This is a genomic window from Streptomyces sp. DG1A-41, from assembly GCF_037055355.1.
Taxonomy (GTDB): domain Bacteria; phylum Actinomycetota; class Actinomycetes; order Streptomycetales; family Streptomycetaceae; genus Streptomyces.
On record NZ_CP146350.1, the window covers coordinates 1706424 to 1725266 of the forward strand.

The 18843-nt window shown below is 71.1% G+C and carries 18 protein-coding genes and 1 pseudogene; 11 read left to right on the forward strand and 8 right to left on the reverse strand.

The annotated features are described in order from the left end of the window. Window positions 1-159 precede the first annotated feature (159 nt). Both V8690_RS08040 and V8690_RS08045 read left to right on the forward strand, forming a co-directional pair. Entirely contained in the window at window positions 160-1182 is a 1023-nt protein-coding gene (locus V8690_RS08040) for a phosphotransferase family protein (RefSeq protein ID WP_338776863.1), read from the forward strand. Window positions 1183-1187: 5 nt separating this feature from the next. Further along, on the forward strand, window positions 1188-2402 hold the full coding sequence (locus V8690_RS08045; RefSeq protein WP_338776864.1) for an acyl-CoA dehydrogenase family protein: 1215 nt from the start codon (window positions 1188-1190) through the stop codon (window positions 2400-2402). Between the two features lie 171 nt (window positions 2403-2573). On the opposite strand, the gene V8690_RS08050 is transcribed toward V8690_RS08045, so the two are convergent. Genes V8690_RS08050 through V8690_RS08060 form a run of 3 tightly spaced genes read right to left on the reverse strand, consistent with a single transcriptional unit; the run spans window position 2574 to window position 5630 of the window. Next, the gene (locus V8690_RS08050) at window positions 2574-3167 is read right to left on the reverse strand and encodes a TetR/AcrR family transcriptional regulator (protein ID WP_338776865.1); all 594 of its coding nucleotides are present in this window, start codon (window positions 3165-3167) and stop codon (window positions 2574-2576) included. A 28-nt stretch (window positions 3168-3195) separates the two neighbouring features. Next, complete coding sequence (locus V8690_RS08055; protein WP_338776866.1) at window positions 3196-4860, reverse strand: AMP-binding protein; 1665 nt, start codon at window positions 4858-4860, stop codon at window positions 3196-3198. Further along, window positions 4857-5630: an SDR family oxidoreductase gene (locus V8690_RS08060; protein WP_338776867.1), complete on the reverse strand. Its 774-nt coding sequence runs from the start codon at window positions 5628-5630 to the stop codon at window positions 4857-4859. The genes V8690_RS08055 and V8690_RS08060 overlap by 4 nt, the downstream gene beginning before the upstream one ends. A 211-nt stretch (window positions 5631-5841) precedes the next feature. Between V8690_RS08060 and V8690_RS08065 the strand changes: the two genes are divergently transcribed. Further along, the gene (locus V8690_RS08065) at window positions 5842-7077 is read left to right on the forward strand and encodes a DUF1343 domain-containing protein (RefSeq protein WP_338776869.1); all 1236 of its coding nucleotides are present in this window, start codon (window positions 5842-5844) and stop codon (window positions 7075-7077) included. 107 nt (window positions 7078-7184) lie between these two features. After that, window positions 7185-8501 carry a serine-threonine protein kinase gene (locus V8690_RS08070; RefSeq protein WP_338776870.1) on the forward strand — a complete coding sequence of 439 codons (1317 nt, stop codon included), beginning with the start codon at window positions 7185-7187 and terminating at the stop codon, window positions 8499-8501. 18 nt (window positions 8502-8519) lie between these two features. On the opposite strand, the gene V8690_RS08075 is transcribed toward V8690_RS08070, so the two are convergent. Continuing rightward, on the reverse strand, window positions 8520-11318 hold the full coding sequence (locus tag V8690_RS08075) for a penicillin acylase family protein (RefSeq protein ID WP_338776873.1): 2799 nt from the start codon (window positions 11316-11318) through the stop codon (window positions 8520-8522). A 265-nt stretch (window positions 11319-11583) separates the two neighbouring features. On the opposite strand from V8690_RS08075, the pseudogene V8690_RS08080 reads away from it, so the two are divergent. From V8690_RS08080 to V8690_RS08095, 4 genes and pseudogenes are all read left to right on the forward strand, one after another. After that, window positions 11584-12185, forward strand: a pseudogene (locus V8690_RS08080) (hypothetical protein). A gap of 93 nt (window positions 12186-12278) precedes the next feature. Then, on the forward strand, window positions 12279-13079 hold the full coding sequence (locus V8690_RS08085) for a 3-keto-5-aminohexanoate cleavage protein (RefSeq protein ID WP_338776874.1): 801 nt from the start codon (window positions 12279-12281) through the stop codon (window positions 13077-13079). Between the two features lie 91 nt (window positions 13080-13170). Next, window positions 13171-13581: a hypothetical protein gene (locus V8690_RS08090; protein WP_338776875.1), complete on the forward strand. Its 411-nt coding sequence runs from the start codon at window positions 13171-13173 to the stop codon at window positions 13579-13581. Beyond that, window positions 13554-13997 carry a hypothetical protein gene (locus V8690_RS08095; protein ID WP_338776876.1) on the forward strand — a complete coding sequence of 148 codons (444 nt, stop codon included), beginning with the start codon at window positions 13554-13556 and terminating at the stop codon, window positions 13995-13997. Before V8690_RS08090 ends, V8690_RS08095 begins: the two co-directional genes overlap by 28 nt. Before the next feature lie 81 nt (window positions 13998-14078). On the opposite strand, the gene soxR is transcribed toward V8690_RS08095, so the two are convergent. Continuing rightward, window positions 14079-14543 carry a redox-sensitive transcriptional activator SoxR gene (gene soxR, locus V8690_RS08100; RefSeq protein WP_338776877.1) on the reverse strand — a complete coding sequence of 155 codons (465 nt, stop codon included), beginning with the start codon at window positions 14541-14543 and terminating at the stop codon, window positions 14079-14081. 108 nt (window positions 14544-14651) lie between these two features. Here soxR and V8690_RS08105 point away from each other — a divergent pair, with 108 nt between their 5' ends. Then, complete coding sequence (locus V8690_RS08105; RefSeq protein WP_338776879.1) at window positions 14652-15113, forward strand: MaoC family dehydratase; 462 nt, start codon at window positions 14652-14654, stop codon at window positions 15111-15113. Window positions 15114-15123: 10 nt separating this feature from the next. On the opposite strand, the gene V8690_RS08110 is transcribed toward V8690_RS08105, so the two are convergent. The 3 genes from V8690_RS08110 to V8690_RS08120 form a co-directional block, all read right to left on the reverse strand. Next, window positions 15124-15753: a TetR/AcrR family transcriptional regulator gene (locus V8690_RS08110; RefSeq protein ID WP_338776880.1), complete on the reverse strand. Its 630-nt coding sequence runs from the start codon at window positions 15751-15753 to the stop codon at window positions 15124-15126. A 70-nt stretch (window positions 15754-15823) separates the two neighbouring features. Continuing rightward, window positions 15824-16084: a YiaA/YiaB family inner membrane protein gene (locus tag V8690_RS08115; protein ID WP_338776881.1), complete on the reverse strand. Its 261-nt coding sequence runs from the start codon at window positions 16082-16084 to the stop codon at window positions 15824-15826. Window positions 16085-16143: 59 nt separating this feature from the next. Further along, complete coding sequence (locus V8690_RS08120) at window positions 16144-17295, reverse strand: acyl-CoA dehydrogenase family protein (protein ID WP_338776883.1); 1152 nt, start codon at window positions 17293-17295, stop codon at window positions 16144-16146. Window positions 17296-17372: 77 nt separating this feature from the next. On the opposite strand from V8690_RS08120, the gene V8690_RS08125 reads away from it, so the two are divergent. After that, the gene (locus tag V8690_RS08125; protein ID WP_338776885.1) at window positions 17373-18014 is read left to right on the forward strand and encodes a TetR/AcrR family transcriptional regulator; all 642 of its coding nucleotides are present in this window, start codon (window positions 17373-17375) and stop codon (window positions 18012-18014) included. A 58-nt stretch (window positions 18015-18072) separates the two neighbouring features. After that, window positions 18073-18783, forward strand: a complete 711-nt coding sequence (locus V8690_RS08130) for a winged helix-turn-helix domain-containing protein (protein WP_338776887.1) — start codon at window positions 18073-18075, stop codon at window positions 18781-18783. Window positions 18784-18843 lie beyond the last annotated feature (60 nt).

Consider the following 18843-nt stretch of genomic DNA (forward strand, 5'->3'; position numbering starts at 1 on the left):
GATGGCCTGAACGAACCGGCCGGGAGCTCCTCGGCGCCCCACGGCGGAGGTCGTCGGCCTATCGTGGCTCCGATCACGTTTCGGCCCCGCTCTGGACGACATACCGACCGGTCGGCATCATGAGTCGGGAACTTGTTCACCTGCCCGTAGGAGCGACGCATGAGCCCCGACCACCCGCCCGGACTCGACCTCGACCGGCTGCGCGGCCTGCTCGACCGCGAGCGGCCCGGCCTGGTGAGCGGCGCCCTGTCCGGCCGGCTGATCGAGGGCGGACGGTCGAACCTCACCTACGCCGTCTCCGACGGCACCTCCCGGTGGGTCGTGCGGCGGCCCCCGCTCGGCCATGTCCTGGCCACCGCGCACGACATGAAGCGCGAGCACCGGGTGATCAGCGCGCTGCACCCGACGGCCGTGCCGGTGCCGCGGCCGGTGCTGTTGTGCGAGGACGAGGAGGTGCTCGGCGCGCCGTTCTACGTCATGGAGTTCGTCGAGGGCATCCCGTACCGCACGGCCGACCAGCTCGCCCCGCTCGGTCCGGAGCGGACCCGGGGCGCGGTGCTGAACCTGGTCGACGCGCTGGTGGAGCTGCACGCGGTGGACCCGGGCGAGGTGGGGCTCGCGGACTTCGGCCTGCCCGAGGGCTTCCTGGACCGGCAGCTGCGGCGCTGGGGCAAGCAGCTGAACGCCTCCCGCAACCGCGAGCTGGCCGGGATCGACGAGCTGCACGCGACGCTCGGGCGGCGGCTGCCGTCCTCCCCCGCCCCGGCCGTGGTGCACGGCGACTACCGGCTGGACAACGTCCTGATAGGCGAGGACGACCGCATCAAGGCGGTCCTCGACTGGGAGATGTCCACCCTGGGCGACCCGCTCACCGACCTGGGCCTGCTGGCGATGTACAGCACGCCGCTCGACACGGCGGACTCCCCCGTCTCCACGACGGCCGAGGCGCCGGGTCACCCGGACCCGGCCGAACTGATCGAGCGGTACGCCGTGCGCTCGGGGCGCGATGTCCCCGCGGTCTCCTGGTACACGGCGTTCGCCTGGTTCAAGCTCGCCGTGATCCTGGAGGGCATCCACTACCGCTACACCCTGGGCCAGACGGTCGGACGCGGCTTCGACCGCATCGGCGACCTGGTCCCCGTCTTCATCGAGCACGGTCTCACCACCCTTCAGGAAGGCTGACGGACATGGACTTCGCGTTCGACGCGCGCACCGAGGAGCTGCGCGGCAAGCTGCTGGCCTTCATGGACGAGTACGTCTATCCGGCCGAGGCCGTCGCGCACGAGCAGCGGGCCCTGCTCGCCTCACCGTGGGAGACCCCGGCGGTGGTCGAGGAGCTGAAGGCCGAGGCGCGCAGGCAGGGCCTGTGGAACCTCTTCCTGCCGGACTCCGAGTACGGTGCCGGGCTCACCAACCTCCAGTACGCGCCGCTCGCCGAGATCATGGGGCGCTCCCCGCAGCTGGCCCCGACGGTGACGAACTGCGCGGCACCCGACACGGGCAACATGGAGGTGCTCACCCAGTTCGGCGACGAGCAGCAGCGCAAGCAATGGCTGGAGCCGCTGCTCGCGGGCGAGATCCGCTCGGCGTTCGCGATGACCGAGCCGGAGGTGGCCTCCTCGGACGCCACCAACATCACGACGCACATCGAGCGGGACGGTGACGAGTATGTCGTCACCGGCCGCAAGTGGTACATCTCCGGGGCGTTGCACCCGGACTGCAAGATCTTCATCGTGATGGGCAAGACGGACCCGGAGGGTTCCGACATCCGCCGTCAGCAGTCGATGATCCTGGTCCCCCGTGACACGCCGGGCGTGACGATCAAGCGCGCGATGCAGGTCTTCGGCTACGAGGACCACTACCACGGCGGCCATGCCGAGGTGATCTTCGACCACGCGCGCGTGCCGGCGTCGAACCTCATCGGCGAGGAGGGCGGCGGCTTCGCCATCGCACAGGCCCGGCTCGGTCCCGGCCGGATCCACCACTGCATGCGGCTGATCGGGATGGCGGAGCGGGCGATCGAGCTGATGTGCCGCCGGGCGGTGTCCCGTACGGCCTTCGGGAAGGCGCTGGCCCAGCAGGGTGTGGTGCACAACTGGATCGCGGATGCGCGGGTGACCGTCGAGCAGGTGCGGCTGCTGGTGCTGAAGACGGCGTGGCTGATGGACACGGTGGGGAACAAGGGGGCGCACACGGAGATCCAGTCCATCAAGATCGCTACGCCCCGGGCGGTCGTGGGCATCCTCGACCGGGCGATCCAGTTGCACGGTGCGGGGGGTGTGAGCCAGGACTTCCCGCTGGCGGAGCTGTACGCGGGGGCGCGGACGCTGATGATCGCCGACGGGCCGGACGAGGTGCATCAGCGGTCGCTGGCGCGGCGGGAGCTGAAGCGGTACGTGTGACGCGGCGGGGCGGCAGGAGGGTTTTCGCCCCCCGCCGCCCCAGCCCTTCCCGTCCTCCAGGGGCTCCGCCCCTTCGACCCCGCCAGGGGGCTCCGCCCCCTGGCCCCCCCATCGGCCTGAACGGCCTCGTCCTCAAACGCCGGACAGGCTGAGTTGGACCAGCCCGAGTAGTTACGGGCGCAGGGCTCGTAGCAGCAAGTCCGCCAGGTGGTCGGCTACCTGCTGGGGGCTCATCGGGCCCTCAGGGCGGTACCAAGTCGACAGGTGGTGGACCGAGCCGAAGTGGTAGTCGACGACCAGGTCCGCCGGGGTGGCCTTGGAGAAGACGCCCGACTCCTGGCCCTCCTCGACCAGCGCGCGGAAGCGCTCGTGGTAGCGGCGGCGCTCGGCGCGGACCTGCTTGTTCTTCTCGGGGCTGAGGTGGTGCATGGACCGCCAGAAGATCATCGCGTCGTCGAGGTTGTCGATGGTCGTCACCACGACGTCCGCGGCCGCGGCCCGCAGCCGCTTCTCCACCGGCTCGTCGGAGTCCGCGACGGCGTCCAGTCTCTCCTGCTGGATGCGCAGCACGCGCGCGTACACCTCGTGCAGGAGGTCGTCCTTGGAGCCGAAGTAGTGGTACAGCGCGCCTTTGGTGACCCCGGCCGCCTCGACGATCTCCTGCACCGAGGTGCGGTCGTAGCCCTGCTCGGCGAAGAGCCGGGTGGCGGCGGCCAGGAGCCGCTGAGGTACGGGGGTGCCGTCCGAGTCCGTCGTCCTGGGCACTGCCGCCACCTGCCTTTCCGTACTGCTGTCAATTGCCTTGCGTCCGGGAACGAAGCTCCCGACGGAGGATCTTCCCACTGGCCGTCTTCGGCAAGTCCGGAAGGATCTCCACCTGGCGCGGGTATTTGTAGGCGGCCAGTCTCTCTTTGCAGTAGGCGGCGAGTGCATCCGGGTCCGTGTCGGCGTCCGGACGCAGGCTGATGTACGCCTTGACGGTCTCCCCGCGGTACCCGTCGGGCACGCCGACGACAGCGGCCTCGCGCACCGCCGGGTGCGTGTAGAGCACGTCCTCGACCTCGCGCGGCCACACCTTGAAGCCGGACGCGTTGATCATGTCCTTCTTGCGGTCGACGACGTACAGCCAGCCCTGCTCGTCCATGAAGCCGATGTCGCCGGTGCGCAGTTCGGCGCCGGAGAACGTCTCGGCGGTGGCGTCGGGGCGCCGCCAGTAGCCGGGCACGATTTGCGGACCTCGTACGACGATCTCGCCCTGTTCGCCGAAGGGGACCTCTTCGCCGGCGTCGTCGACGATCCGTACGACTGTGTGGGGGCCGGGGAGGCCGACCGCGAGGGTACCGGAGACCGGGTCGACGGGGGCCTCCAGGCCGGGCGGCACGGAGGCGCAGGGGGCGGTGCACTCGGTCAGGCCGTAGCCGTTGCGGATGTACGGCCCGAAACCGGCCCGGAACTTCTCCACCAGCGCGGGCGGCAGCGGGGCACCGCCGGAGGAGATCACCCGGAAGGAGGAGAAGTGGTCACGGGTGACGGACGGGTGGGCGGCCAGCGCCATGAAGGCCGTGGACGGGCCGACGGTGTAGTGCGGGCGGTGCTCGGCGAACGCGTCGAGCACCACGCCGGCCTCGAAGCGGTAGGCCAGCACGAGCGTGCCCGCGCTGTTCAGACAGGCGCCGAACTGGCAGACCATGCCGGTGATGTGGAACAGCGGCGCCAGCGCGAAGTACACGGGCCGCTCGGGCAGACCGAGGCCCGTCCGCTGCCGCTCGGCGTTGTACGTGATGTTGCCGTGCGTGTTGGTGGCGCCCTTGGGCGTGCCGCTGGTGCCCGAGGTGTAGCTGATCAGCGCGATGTCGGAGGGCGCGGGGTCCCGGTCCCCGGGCGCCTTGTGCCCGGCCCGCGCCACAGTCACCAGGTCGTCGGCGTCCCGGGCCTGCGGCAGCCGCTCGAAGGTCAGCACGCGCGCGTCGCCCCGCGTCTGGAAGTCCAGCTCGCACCCGGTGAGCACGATCCGCACGGGTGAGTCCGCCGCGGTCTCGCGCAGATACGACTCCCAGGCCCGGTCCGAGCAGATCAGCGCGGCGACCTCGGCGTCCCGCAGGACGTGGGCGACCTCGCCCGACTTGTACATCGGGTTGACGGGCACGACGACCGCGCCCGCCTTCCAGGCGCCCAGCACGGCGAGCACGAAGTGCGGGGAGTTCTGGAGCAGCACCGCGACCCGGTCGCCGCGCTCCAGTCCGCGCGTCGTGAGATGCCCGGCGACGGAGTCGCTGAGCTCGTCTACGTCCCGGTAGGTCACGCGGCCGTCGAAGTAGGCCAGGAAGTCGCTGTCGGGCGTCTCGGCCACGGCCCGGCGCAGGGCGTGCACGAGGGAACCGGCGGGGCTTATCGGGCCCTTCTGGGCGTCGTTCAGCAGGTTCAGCCAGGGCTTGGCCGCGTAACGGGACTCGGTCACCGGTTGTCCTCCCACTGCTGCTGGATGCGGTTCATGCCGGTCAGCCAGCGGTCGGGGTCACCGGCCCTGGCCTGGTAGTAGGCGGCGACCTCGGGGTGCGGCAGGATCAGGAAGCGGTCCTCCTCGATGCCCTTGACCAGGGCGTCCGCCACGGCCTCCGGCTCGATCGCGGTCGGCTGGAGCACCAGGTCGCCCGCGCTGCCGGTCGCGGCCAGCATGTCGGTGCGGACGCCCTGCGGGCAGATGGCGTGGACCTTCACGCCCCGGTGCCGGTAGGTCAGTGACAGCCACTCGGCGAAGGCGAGGGCGCCGTGCTTGGTGACGGCGTAGGGCGCGGCGCCGATCATGGTGAGCAGCCCGGCGGCGGAGACGGTGGAGACGAACCGGCCGCTGCCCCGCTCCAGCCAGGCGGGCAGCAGCTCGTGAGCGGCCCGGACATGCGCCATGACGTTCACGTCCCAGGAGGTCGCCCAGGCCTTCTCGTCCAGGGGCCCGTCGGCGTCGCCACCTTCGAAGGCGACGCCGGCGTTGGCGCAGTAGACGTCGACGGTCCCGCCGAGCGCGTCGCGGGCGTAGGCGACGATCGCCGAGGCGTCGCCGGGCACGGCGACACCCCCGACCTCCTCCGCGACGTGCTTGGCCCGCTCGGCGTCCAGGTCGTTGACGACGACCCGGGCCCCCTCGGCGGCGAAGCGCCGGGCGAGCGCGGCTCCGATCCCGCCACCGGCCCCCGTGACAACGACTCCAGCCCCTTGAAAGGCTCCCACCATCGGTCTCCTTAGACGCGGCCCAGCAATGGCGCCAGACTAACCGGTCGGTATGTTTCGAGGAAGGGGGTGGCGCAACACCCTAGGGGCGCGGGGCCGTGCTGATTTGCGGCTCCGCCGCGATGGGGGTCCCCCCTGTTCGAGCGAAGACGAGGACGCGGGGAGCGACCAGCCACAACGAAACCGGCACAAAACGGATCACGGAGGCCACCCCATGCACCCTTCAAGACGATCCTTACTCACGGCGGCCACGGCAGCAGCCGTCTCGGCCACGCCCACCGCAACCGCAGCCCAGCCCCACCGGCGGTTCGGCACCGGCTTCGAACGACTCGCCCACGACGGCTACGCCCTGCTCGACGGCCAAAAGGTCGGCATCGTCACCAACCCCACCGGCACAACCCGCGACGTCCGCCACATCGTCGACGTCATGCACGCGGACACCCGAGTGGATCCAAGGGCCGTCTTCGGCCCTGAACACGGCTTCCGCGGCACCGCCCAGGCCGGCGGTTCCGAGGGCCGCTACGACGACCCGGCGACCGGCCTGCCCGTCTACGACACGTACCTCAAGAGCGGCCGGCCGCTCGCCGACATCTTCACCGCGTCCGGCGTGGACACGGTCGTGTTCGACATCCAGGACGTCGGCGCGCGCTTCTACACGTACATCTGGACCCTGTACGACTGCATGGAGGCGGCGCGGCTCGCCGGCAAGCGGTTCGTGGTCCTGGACCGGCCCAACCCGGTGACCGGACGTGCGGCGCTGGGACCGGTGCTGCACAAGGAGTTCGCCACCTTCATCGGGCGGCAGCCCATCTCACAGGCCCACGGGATGACCGTCGCGGAGCTGGCACGGCTGTTCAACGAGGAGTTCCTGACCGAGCCCGTACCGCTGGAGACGGTGTTGATGTCCGGCTGGAAACGCTCGGACTTCTACGACGCCTCCGGTCTGCCGTGGGTGCCGCCGAGCCCGAACATGCCGACGCCGGAGACGGCCCTGGTGTACTCGGGGACATGCCTGTTCGAGGGCACGAACCTGTCGGAGGGGCGCGGCACGACCCGGCCGTTCGAGCTGCTCGGCGCGGAGGGCATCGACCGGCGCTGGGCCGCCGCCGTGAACGAACTCGCCCTGCCCGGCGTGCGCTTCAGGGAGGCGTACTTCGCGCCCACCTTCTCGAAGTTCCAGGGCAGGACGATCGGCGGTGTACAGGTCCATGTGCACGACCGGGACGTCTTCGATCCCGTACGGACGGGGATCGCCCTGCTCGTGACCGCCAGGAAGGTGTGGAGCGGGTTCGCCTGGCGCTCCGACCACTGGATCGACAAACTCACCGGCTCCGCGCGCGTGCGCACGATGATCGACGCAGGCGCGGACACCGGCGAGGTCGTGGCGGGCTGGCAGGAGGAGCTGGCGGCGTTCCGGAGGATGCGGCGGAAGTACCTCCTCTACCGCTGAGCCCGGCATCGAGCGCCCAATGCGCCCGTGACGTATGGCCAAGCTCCCCCGTTGGCAGGACGATGCGCCACAACGCGCGCGTCACCCGGTGGAACAGGGGGCCTGTCATGGCGGATCCGGCGATGAGCGTGACTCCCTACTGGGAGCTGGCCTTCGACGCGGGCGGGGACCCGGAGGGCCGCCGGCGCGACCGGCTGCTCGCCGGGGTGACCGAACGGAAGGTGCGCGATCTGGTCGTCTTCGCGCACGGCTGGAACAACGACCGTTCGGGTGCGACCCGGCTCTACGACCGGTTCCTGGCGCCCGTTCCGCGGCTGGCCCCGGCGGCCCGGATCGGGTACGTCGGGGTGCTGTGGCCGGCGATGCGGTTCTCCGACGAACCGATCCCGGACTTCCCGCGGGCCGTGGCGGCCGAGACACCCCGGCGCCCGGTGCTCGACAAGGACACGCGGCACGCGCTGCTGGAGTCGTTCCCCGGGCGGGCGATCCTGGTCGACCAGATCGCCCGGTTGCTGGAGCAGCAGCCGCCGGAGGAGGCCGAACTGGAGGAGTTCGGGCGGCTCGTGCGGCTGCTGGTGGAGGTGGTGGCGCCCGGGCCGCAGGCGCTGTTCGCGGCGGACACGGTGGCGGAGGGCGTGCCGCAGAGCGAGCCGGAGATGTTCGCCGGCTCCTCGGCGGCGGCCTGCGAGGAGTTCGCGCGGGCGCTGGCGGGACTCGAAACGTCCGGCGCGCAGCAGGGGTTCGGCCTCCCCAACCCCTGGGAGGGGGCGCACGAGCTGCTGCGGCAGGCGACGTACTACGCGATGAAGCGGCGTGCGGGAACGGTCGGTGAGCGCGGTCTCGGAAGGGTCGTCGGGCAGCTCGCGAAGGCGGCACCGGGTGTGCGCGTGCACCTCGTCGGGCACAGTTTCGGCGCGCGGCTGGTGTCGTTCGCGCTGCGCGGCCTGCCCGAGGGCGTGCGCACGGTGAAGTCGGTGACGCTGCTCCAAGGGGCGTTCTCCCACTACGCGTTCGCGGCCCGGCTGCCGCACGACGCCCGCGCCGGAGGGGTGCTCCAGGGGCAGCAGAACCGCGTCGACGGTCCCCTGGTGTGCTGCCACTCCCGGCACGACTCGGCCCTGGGCACGCTGTATCCGCTGGCCTCGCGCATGGCGGGCGACAGCCGGTCGGTCGCCGGCCTCGGCATCGGGCGGGCCCTGGGCGCCAAGTGGGGCGCGATGGGCTACGGCGGGGTGCGGGCGGTGCCGGGCACGCACGCGTACACCCTCGCCGAGGCCCTGCGGACGAAGCTGCCCGCCTCGGGGTGCGTGAACGTCGACGCGGCGGCGGTGGTCAGACGCGGTGGCCCGCCCGCCGGCGCGCACAGCGACATCCTGCACGAGGAACTGGCCCGGCTGGTGCTGGCGGCGGGCCGCATCCGCTGACCCGCCGCCACCCTTGCGTCACCGGTGCGAGGTGAACTCCACGACCTGCTGATAGGTCGGCCGGTTCTGCCAGCTGATCTTGCCGTGCTTGATGCCGCCGAGGGTGCGGTGGTTGATCGAGTCGGCGCACCACTGGTCACCCGCCGAGCACACGTCGTCGCCCGGGTAGACCTGGGCCGCGGTCTTGCCGGCCGCCTCCTTCAGGGTGCTGACGAGGGTGTCACGGCAGGCGCCGAGGTCTCCGCCGCCGCAGTACTCGCGGGCCAGCGGTCCCCGCACCTGCTCGCCGAGCACGGCCCGGATGTCCTTGTCGACGTAGCTCCACCAGCCGTACTGGAAGGAGCTTCCGGCGTGCGACCCGGTCGGGCCGTGGGAGGCGGACGGGGACTCGTCGACGGGGAGGTTGGCGGTCATCGCCTTGAACAGCTCGCTGCCGAGGCCCGGTTCGAACTCGGCCTTGACCAGCAGCGGCCACCAGGCGTCCAGGATGCGGATCGCGTCGGCGTCGGCGTACTTCTTGGATCCGGCCGAGGTCTCCGTGCGCTTGCCGCCCGCGGCGACCCACGCCTGGAGTTTGCCGACGGCGGCCGCGGCGGTGGGGTCGGTGACCGGCGAACTGCCCACGACCTTCAGCAGCTTGGGCAGGACGTCCTCCGCCCGCAGGTCGGCGGTGCCCGCGTCGGCCATGGCCTTCACCAGCGCGGCCCTGGTCACCCCGCCCTGCTGGACCAGCTTCTTCACCCGGTCCTCGAGGAGGTTGCCACGGTGCACGGAGCCGTTGCCCCAGGGCGCCGTCGTGTAGTCCTTGGCCTGCTTGTTGTTCCAGGAGATGTAGTAGTCCTGGTCGATGGAGTGGGGGTGGGCGGAGGGCGGGGTGTAGTCGGCCGTGTTGGTCGCCGGGTCCCAGCCCCGCCACTCGTACGCCGGCCGGGCCCACACCGGGAACTCGGCGTCGACGCCGTTCGCGCGCACCGGGTTGTCGCCACTGTTGTAGTACGCGGTGTGCTCGGAGTCGACGTAGAACCAGTTGAAGGTGTAGTTGATGTGCTGCACCGCCTTCTGGAACGACTCCGGGCCCTTCACGTAGTCCGGGTCGTTCAGCATCTGGAAGCCGACGATGGAGTCGGCCTCGTGCAGGAAGGACGAGCGCAGGGTGGTGTAGGCGACCTTCTTGCCGCCGACCGTCGCGCGGTACTCGACGGGTCCGTACTTCGTGCGCCAGACGCGCATCGTGTACGAGCCGGCCGCGGTGCCGTCGGCGACCGTCGGCTTCCAGGCGTTCTTCCGCTCGACCTTCTCCATCGGCGTGCAGGTGCCGCGGTACAGGTAGTGGTAGTCGTCCTGGCACAGCTCGACGGCGTACGTGTCGATGATGTCCTGGCCGGAGGTCGTGGCGCTCCACGAGTAGTCCTGGCCGCGGCCGAGTTCGACGTACATGCTCAGGCCCGCGAAGGAGGCGCCGCGGGCGCTGATGCCCGGCCCCTGGAGTTCCTGGAGCAGCAGCAACTGGGGGGCGAAGTAGCCGGTCTGCGGGCCGAACACGGCGACCGGGTGGCCGCTGGCGGTGTGCTCGCCGCTGACCACGAGGGCGTTGGACATGCCGCGCTTGGCGGACGACAGGGCCGACTTGGCCGCCTCCCTGGAGGCGCTGGTGGCGCTTGAGCCGGCCGCGCTGCCCGTACGGTCGTAAACCAGCGGTTCCTGGACCACCGAGCCGGCGTTGGGCAGGGCCCGGCCCTGCGGGTTGTCCGGTTTGGTCGCGTACGGGAAGCTGCCGTCGTGCTGGGTGAGGACGGCCTCCGGGTCGTTGCGCTCGCGGAAGGACTCCCACACCTCGGTGCCCTCGGCGACGCCGTACTTCTCCTGGGCGGCCAGGAGCGAGAGGGCGTTGTTGACCTCACCGCCTCCGCCGGAGCCGAACAGCGCGCCGATGACGGAGGCAAGCGCGACCATGTCGGTGATCTTGAAGTGCTCGATCTTCCCGGCGTTGGTGACCGAGTCCTTGTGCCCGGTGAGAACGTACTCGCCGGGGAAGTACCGGCCGCTGTCGGAGGCGTCGATGTAGGCGTTGATGCCGTCGAGGTAGGCCTTGGCGTCGGCGAGGGCCAGCTTGCCGCGCTCGCCGTTGGTGGCGATGGCGTTGTCGATCTGCGCCTGGAGGTCGGCCTCGGTGTAGGGCGCGTGCCGCCAGAACTGCTGTTCCAGGCCCTGGTTGGAGGGCGCGCCGCCCGCGAAGGAGGTCAGCTGGCCGCGTCCGACGTGCCGGAAGACGTCCATCAGCCACAGCCGGTCCTGGGCGGCCGCATAGCCGGCTCCGAACTCCGTGCCGTACCTGGTGGTACCGGTGATGTGCGGCACACCGGTCTTCTTGTCCCGGACGATCGTCACGTCGCCGCGCCCGGCGGGTTTGACGGTGGAGGCGACCTGGTCCGCCGGGACCCCGAAAGAGGCGTCGTTGAAGAAATTGTTGATCTTGTCGTTGGTGAGGCCGGTGTACCCCTTGGCGAGGTCGGCGTAGGGCCCGAGCTGGTCCGCGGCATGCTCGGGCTGGGTGCCGAAGGCCTGGTTGAGGAGGATCTGCGCGAGGGTGGCGTTGCCGTTCTGGCCTGGCGGGAGGATGTCCGAACACTGGTTGCCGCAGTGGTCGTTCGCCGCCGCCGCGGCCTGCGCGGTCTCCGTCTCCGAGGCGGCCGCCTGCGACAGCGGCGACAAAAGACCCGCGATCAGCGCGCATACGGATGCGGTCTTCAGGAACCCGGGGATTCCGCGGGGAGTTCTCATTCTGTCGAGAACGGTGCGTGGGTTACGCCGTGGCATGTGGGGGCTCCTCCCGACGGGGGTGGGCGGGATGTTACCGCCGGTATCCCCGCGATTGAAGATGAGCAAGCGTCACTTTTTGGAGTCAGCACAACAGGCACACGGACCACGGCAGTCGACTCCCGGGCCTCGTCGGACGGCTTATGGAGGCCATTTGAAATCGGATGGAGCCGATTCGCTTGTCGATACGTCTATTCGGCGACGTCCTTACGACGACGCCGAAGTGACCGGATTACAGGTGCAGGTGTGACGGAGGTGCAGGACGATGGCCGGTTTCCGGAGTCTGGCGAGACAGGTCCGCGATCCGCGGTGCGATCTGGCACTGCGGCGCTATTCGCTGCGCAAGTGCCTTGAGAGGTTCGCCCCTTACGGGCACAGGGCGACCTGGGACCATCTGTGTTCCCGGGCAGGGTTCGGCCCCGAGGACCGCTCCCCCATCCGGCGCGGCTCGTGGCCGCACTGGACGAACTGGAGGAGGCGCGGGAGGTCTGGCTGGCCTACGAGGTCGAGTTCGCCGAGCGCCGCAAGAAGGAGAAGCACGACGGCCTGCGCAGGCCGGGCAGTGTGGACGACTGGCACCGGCTGACCTGGGGCGGTTTCGGCGTGGCGTGGTGCGACGATCCGGCGGTCCATCCCCGTGAACCGCTGGCCGAGGTGCTGCGCCGGCTGATCGCCGCGCTGGAGCGCGAGCCGGGCTCGACGTGCCCGGTGTGCGGCGGGGAGCGACTCGCCTGGAAGTACGGCCTGGACCACGAGCCGTCGGCGGGTCCGGTCTGCACGGGCTGCGGGATTCTCGTGCCGCGTCCGGTGCTCACTCCCGAGGCCCTGGCGGACGCCAGGCGGGCGAGGCTGTTGGTGTCGGCTTGACGAATGCGGGTGCGCGGGGGGTGCGCCGGGGATGCCGCACCCCCACTGACGTCGCCGGGGCCGGCTGTCGGTGGTGACTGGCACCATCGGGACATGGTGCAGGTGTGCTTGAACGGTCCGCGGACCGCCGCCGACGGTACGGCGGTGCCGCTGACACCCGAGTCCCTGGCCGACTCCGCCGCCGACGCCGTCGCGGCCGGGGCCACGGAAATCCATGTCCATCCCAAGACGCCGTGCGGGCGGGACACGTTGTCGCCGCGCGTGCTTGCGGTGACGTTGTCGGCGATTCGGGCGCGGGTGTCGGTGCCGGTGGGTGTGACCACGGGGGCATGGGCCGAGCCGGACACCGCCGCCAGGCTGGAGCGGATACGGAGTTGGACCGTCCTGCCCGACCACGCGTCGGTCAACTGGCATGAGCCCGGTGCGGAGGAGGTTGCTGCCCTGCTCCTGCATCGCGGGGTGGGCGTGGAGGCCGGCATCTGGTCGGGGACGGACGGCGGGGAGCGGTTCGCTGTCTCGCCGCTGGGGCCGAAGGTGCTGAGGGTGCTGGCCGAGGTGACGGATACCGACCCTTCGACTGCGGTGGCTTCTGCACGGGGGTTGTCGTCCGACCTTGGTGCCGCGCATGGGCGTCCTGTGCTGTTGCACGGGGAGGACGGGGGCGCGTGGCCGGTGCTGCGGCTTGCGGGGCGGTTGGGGTTGGCTACGCGGGTGGGGGTGGAGGATGTGCTGGTGCTGCCGGGTGGGGGGCGGGCCTCCAACGCGGAGTTGGTTGCGGCGGGGTTGAAGGAGTTGCGCTGCAGGGTGCCGCTGCGCACACCCTCCCCCGAGCTCTCGGCTTCGCTCGAGCAGGGGGACCCCCCTCGCCCCGGCGGCACGACTGCCCGCAGCTGATCGGCGACCTGTGCAGCATTGGGCCAGATACCCCCCTTCGTCATGGGGCTGAACGGTCCTCTCCGGTGCCAAGCTCGCCTAAGGTGCCCGTGTGGCCTCGACAGGGACATCCTCGCTGGTGCTGCACGGCAGGCGCCGTGCCTTCGTCCGGCTGCGGGACGGGGTGGTGCTGCTGGAGGCGGACGGCCTGCGGCGCCGGATACCGGTGGCGGCGATAGAGCGGGTCGACGTTCACGGCGCCAACGGCCGGCGGCTGACCGTCGTACTGACGGGCGACGAGCCCGTGGCGTACCACCTCAGGTGCCGTAGTGCCGCCGCCGTGCACGAGTTCGCGCAGGCCGTCCGCCGTGCACTGCCCGTACGGGATGCCGACGAGCCGCGGCCGGACGGAGTGGGTCCGGTGACCGAGGAGCCGCTGGAGCGGGCGGCACCGAACCGGGTTCGTCTGCTCTGGTGGGGCCTGGGGGCGGGTATGTGCTGGTGCTCGTCCTGCTGCTGGTGAAGGGCGCCGGAGTGGTGCCGGGAGTCCTCTGGGCGGTGGCGCCCGTGGTGATCGCTCCCGGGGGGCTGGGCGTGTACGGCGGATGGCGAGTGTTCCGGGAGGCGTGGGTGCTGCGGACCCGGGGGGTCACGGTGGAAGGGCGGCTGCTGTGGTTCCCTTGGTACAGCGGTGTCGAGCAGTACACCTACGCGTACGTCGACAGCCACGGCGTACGGCGTGAGCGCACGGGCTCGGACGGCTGCGCCGAGCGGGCCGAGATCACGTACGACCCCTCGGCCCCCGAGACCACCAAGGTCGGTCGCCGTACGACGGGACAGCTCGTGTTCGGTGCGGTGCTGCTCCTGCTGCTGGGCGGCCCTGTCCTGCTGGCCGGTGCCGCGTTCGTGGTGGTGGGGTTGGTTGCGCTGGTCATCTGATGGAGCGCCGGAGGAAATACCCCCGCTCCGAGGACGGACATCCTCCGGCGCGGCCCCGACGCACCACCCGGCGCGCAGGCGCTACGCGCGCCCCTTGTCGACCATCAGGCGGGATCCGGTGAGGCGTTCGCCGAAGATGTCGCCCGGGTTGGAGAGGACGCAGGTGTCGAGGGAGAGGCAGCCGCAGCCGATGCAGTCGGTGAGGTGGTCGCGGAGGCGGTTCAGCTGCTTGATGCGTTCGTCCAGCTCCGAGCGCCAGGCCTCCGAGAGGCGCGCCCAGTCCTCCCGGGTCGGCGTCCGCTCCTCAGGAAGCTCCGCCAGCGCCTCGCGGATGGTCGCCAGCGGGATGCCGACCCGCTGCGCGGCCCTGATGAAGGCGACCCGGCGCAGCGTGTCACGGGAGTAGCGGCGCTGGTTGCCCGACGTCCGGCGACTGCTGATCAGGCCCTTCGACTCGTAGAAGTGCAGGGCGGAAACGGCGGCCCCGCTGCGCGCCGCCAGCTGGCCGACCGTGAGCTCGTGGATCTTCTCTGAAATCTGGGGCACCCCTCGAACCCTACCGAGTCCGTTGACACGGCCCCCACAGCCGACCATGCTAAGCAGTCGCTTAGAGATGCGAACGCACGCAGACTTCCTGACGCGAGAGGCCGGGACATGGCACAGCCGAGGATCTTCACGTCCGTCGACGACCTGAAGTCGGCGGTGGGCGAGCAACTGGGGTACACCGACTGGCTCGACATCGACCAGAAGCGGATCAACCTCTTCGCGGAGGCCACCGGCGACCACCAGTGGATCCACGTCGACCCGGAGAAGGCCGCCGCGGGACCCTTCGGCACCACCATCGCCCACGGCTATCTCACGCTGTCGCTGCTGCCCCTCTTCGGACCGCAGCTGATCTCCGTCGAGGGCGTGAAGATGGGCGTCAACTACGGGACGAACAAGGTCCGTTTCCCGGCCCCCGTCCCCGTCGGCTCCCGGCTGCGCGCCACCGCGACCATCAGCGCCGTCGACGACGTGCCCGGCGGTGTCCAGGTGACCGTCGCCTTCACCGTGGAACGCGAGGGCGGCGACAAGCCCGTGTGCGTGGCCGAGTCCGTGTCCCGGTACTACCTCTGACCCCGGCGGGTCACTTCGCCCCGTCTCCCACCATCCGCAGCACGAGGTCGGCGTACAGCGCGCCGACCTCGTCCGGCGTCCACGGCCCGTCGACGTTGAACCAACGGGCCACGTCGATGCACAGCGAGAGAACGGCCAGGGTCGTGCCCTTCACGTCCAGGACGTCGAACTCCCCGGCCGCCACGCCGTCCTCGATGATCGCCCGCACCTCGGCGTCGCACTGCCGCCGCAGCGCGAGGATCTCGTCGCGGGCGTCCGGACCGAGCGAGTCCAGCTCGTACTGGACGACCCGGGCGGTGGTGCGCCCGCCGGCGTGCCAGCGGACGAAGGAGCTGACCGCGCCGGCCAGGCGCTCACGGGCGGTGCCCTCCCGCCGGGCCGCCGTCCGCAGGATCTCCAGGGCCTTCTCGTGGCCGATCCTGCTGATGCGGTGCAGCAGCTCTTCCTTGGTCTTGTAGTGGATGTAGAGCGCGGCCGGGCTCATTCCGGCGCGACCCGCGATGTCCCGGGTCGTCGTGGCGTGGTACCCGCGCTCGGCGAAGGCCTCCACCGCGGCGATCAGCAGCCGTCGCGCCGCGTCGGGCGTGACCTCGCCCCACGCCTGCGCCTCACCGCCGGCCGTCTCCTCCGCCGTACTCATCACTCGCCCCTCTCCACTGACAGGGACAACACCATACCGCCGAAGGTGAGCGGGCGCTTAGTGCGGCGGCTCAGTGCTTCTCGAAGGGGGTGTACGAGGGCGCCGCCCCCTGCGCCGCCCCGTCCTGCCGGTCCCGGATCACCTTGGCGAGGGTGAAGGAGGAGGTGACCAGGTACAGGACGGCGATGGCGAGGAAGCCCCGCACCCAGGCGTCGGCGCTCAGCTGGTAGATGCCGATGGCGGTGGCCGCCATGGCGACGGCGAAGGAGGCGACGGCCTGACCGTAGAAGGCGGCCGTGTTCTGCTGCTTGCTGCCCGGTGTGTCGCTCATGGGGCAAGCTTCGGCGGACGCGGCCCGCGCCACATCCGCCGAAGTACTCAGGGGCGTACTCAGAACGCCGAAACCCCCGTCAGCGCACGCCCGATGACCAGCTTCTGGATCTGGCTCGTGCCCTCGTAGAGGGTCATCACACGGGCGTCCCGCAGCAGCTTGCCCGCGGGGTACTCGTCGATGTAGCCGTAGCCGCCGAAGACCTGGAGCGCGTTACTGGCGGCGCGGACGGCCGCCTCCGAGGCGAACAGCTTGGCCTTGGACGACTCGACGGCGAACGGCCGGCCCCGGTCGATCAGATCGGCGACCCGCCAGGTCAGCAGCCGGGCGGCGTCGACGTCCACGGCGATGTCGCTGATCAGCTCCTGGACCAGCTGGTGGCGGGCGATCGTCTTCCCGAACTGCTCGCGCTCGCCCGCGTACCGGACGGCCGCGTCCAGCGCGGCCTGGGCTATGCCGACACAGCCCGCGGCGACCGACATCCGGCCCTTGGCGAGGGCGGACATGGCGATCGAGAAGCCCTTGCCCTCCTCCCCCAGCAGCGCCGAGGCGGGCACCCGCACGTCCTCCAGCACGAGCTCGGCCGTGGCCTGGCCGCGCAGCCCCAGCTTCCCGTGGATCGTGCGGCGCGTCAGGCCGGGCGTGCCGGTGGGGACCAGGAAGGCGGAGACGCCCTTGCGGCCGGGGGCGTCCGTGGAGCGGGCGAAGAGCAGGACGACGTCGGCCCAGGTGCCGTTGGTGATGAACATCTTGGTGCCGTTGATGACGTAGTCGTCACCGTCCCGCACGGCCCGCGTCGTGAGGTTGCCCGCGTCCGAGCCCGTGCCCGGCTCGGTCAGGCCGAAGCAGCCGACCGAATCGCCGGACGTGAGCCCCGGCAGCCACCGCCGCTTCTGCTCCTCGCTCCCCCAGGCGGCGACGGTCTTGGCCACGAGCCCCAGCGAGACGGAGACGATGCCGCGCACGGACGAGTCGCCCCGGCCGAGTTCCTCCGTGACCAGACAGTACGCGAGGTGGCCACCGCCGGAGCCGTCGTACTCCTCGCCGATCGTCAGGCCCAGGAAGCCGACCTCGCCGAGCTTCTTGACGATCGCGCGGTCGACTTCCTCGGCGCGGTCCCAGGCGACGGCGTTCGGGGTGATCTCCCGCTCCACGAAGTCCCGCGCGAGCCGCCGGACCGCGCTCTGTTCCTCGCTGAGCTCCAGGTTCACCACGAGTCACCCCACTTGAAAGCCGTACATTTAAATTAGCACTGCTAGTTTCCATCGGCAGCCCTACTATGTGCGCCATGGCCCGACCGCGCAAGCCCCTGCTCAGCACCGACCGGATCGTCGAGACGGCCCGCGCGCTCGTGGACGCGGAGGGCCTCGCGGCCGTCTCCACCCGCCGGCTCGCCGCCGAACTCGGGGTCAGCGGGCCCTCGCTCTACAACCACTTCCGCACCAAGGACGAGATTCTGGAGGCGGTCGCCGACTCGGTGAGCGGCCAGGTGGACCTGACGATGTTCCAGGACGGCCGGGACTGGCGGACCGCGCTGCACGACTGGGCCGTCTCCTACCGGGCCGCGCTGCGCGACCACCCGAACATCGTCCCGGTACTGGCCCGCGGCCCCGGCCGCCGCCCGGCAGGGCTGCGCCTCGCGGACGCCGTCTACGGCGCGATGGTCGAGGCGGGCTGGCCTCCGGCGCAGGCCACCTCCATCGGCGCGCTGATGCGCTACTTCGTGATGGGCTCCGCGCTCGGCTCTTTCGCCGGGGGCTTCGTGGACGACGCCAGCGCCTACGACCCCGCCGACTACCCCCATCTCCAGCAGGCCCATCTCCTCGCCGAGCAGCAGGAGAAGATCGACGAGCGGGCCTTCGAGACCGGGCTGACCGCCCTGCTGGACGGGCTGACACGGCAGTACGAGCAGGTGCGGCGGACCGCGTAGCGACGCCGCGGGAGACACTTCGGCGACGGCCGAAGAATCCGTGTCCCATGCTGGGGGCATGACGACGAGGGACCCGCAGGCCACGAGCCTGGCACGGCTCGCCGCGCTGTTCGCGGACGAGACCCGGGCAGCATGCCTGCTGGCGCTGCTCGACGGGCGGGCCTGGACCGCGAGCGAACTGGCGCGGCACGCGGGTGTCGCCGCGTCGACGCTGAGCGAGCACCTCGGCAGGCTCGTCGCGGGCGGGCTGCTCGCCGAGGAGCGGCAGGGCCGGCACCGGTACGTCCGGCTGGCCGACGCGCGGGTCGCCCAGCTGGTGGAGGACCTGGCCTCGCAGGTCGCGCCGGGTACGGCCGTACGGCCGCGGAACCTGCGGGAGTCGAGCGCCGGCTCGGCGATGGCCCGGGGCCGCACCTGCTACGACCATCTCGCCGGGCGGCTCGGCATCGCGGTCACGGACGCGCTGACGGCGCGCGGGCTGCTGCAACAGGAGACCGGGTTCGCGCTCACCGACGCCGGGCTGGCGTGGTTCGAGTCGGCCGGTATCGGCCTGGACCGGCGTGGCCAGCGCCCCCTGGCCCGGGCCTGTCTCGACTGGACCGAACGCCGGCCTCATCTCGCGGGCGTCGCGGGTGCGGCTCTGTGCCGGCACACCCTGGAGGAGGGGTGGTGCGTGCGGATCGGCTCCGAGCGGGCCGTGAAGGTGACGGCGGCCGGTGAACGGGCCCTGTTCGATCTGCTGGGCGTGGAGGCCTGGGCGCTGCGCTGACCCCGAGCCTCCCGGACAAGCCCACCGCCCGATGGGCCGCAGAAGCCCCGTCCGAAATTC

Excerpts from the sequence above, each read along its gene's own strand:
- V8690_RS08040 (WP_338776863.1), top strand. The coding sequence starts at position 160 with ATGAGCCCCGACCACCCGCCCGGACTCGACCTCGACCGGCTGCGCGGC.
- V8690_RS08045 (WP_338776864.1), top strand. The coding sequence starts at position 1,188 with ATGGACTTCGCGTTCGACGCGCGCACCGAGGAGCTGCGCGGCAAGCTG.
- V8690_RS08060 (WP_338776867.1), bottom strand. The coding sequence starts at position 5,630 with ATGGTGGGAGCCTTTCAAGGGGCTGGAGTCGTTGTCACGGGGGCCGGT.
- V8690_RS08065 (WP_338776869.1), top strand. The coding sequence starts at position 5,842 with ATGCACCCTTCAAGACGATCCTTACTCACGGCGGCCACGGCAGCAGCC.
- V8690_RS08070 (WP_338776870.1), top strand. The coding sequence starts at position 7,185 with ATGGCGGATCCGGCGATGAGCGTGACTCCCTACTGGGAGCTGGCCTTC.
- V8690_RS08075 (WP_338776873.1), bottom strand. The coding sequence starts at position 11,318 with ATGCCACGGCGTAACCCACGCACCGTTCTCGACAGAATGAGAACTCCC.
- V8690_RS08085 (WP_338776874.1), top strand. The coding sequence starts at position 12,279 with ATGGTGCAGGTGTGCTTGAACGGTCCGCGGACCGCCGCCGACGGTACG.
- V8690_RS08105 (WP_338776879.1), top strand. The coding sequence starts at position 14,652 with ATGGCACAGCCGAGGATCTTCACGTCCGTCGACGACCTGAAGTCGGCG.
- V8690_RS08110 (WP_338776880.1), bottom strand. The coding sequence starts at position 15,753 with ATGAGTACGGCGGAGGAGACGGCCGGCGGTGAGGCGCAGGCGTGGGGC.
- V8690_RS08115 (WP_338776881.1), bottom strand. The coding sequence starts at position 16,084 with ATGAGCGACACACCGGGCAGCAAGCAGCAGAACACGGCCGCCTTCTAC.
- V8690_RS08125 (WP_338776885.1), top strand. The coding sequence starts at position 17,373 with ATGGCCCGACCGCGCAAGCCCCTGCTCAGCACCGACCGGATCGTCGAG.
- V8690_RS08130 (WP_338776887.1), top strand. The coding sequence starts at position 18,073 with ATGACGACGAGGGACCCGCAGGCCACGAGCCTGGCACGGCTCGCCGCG.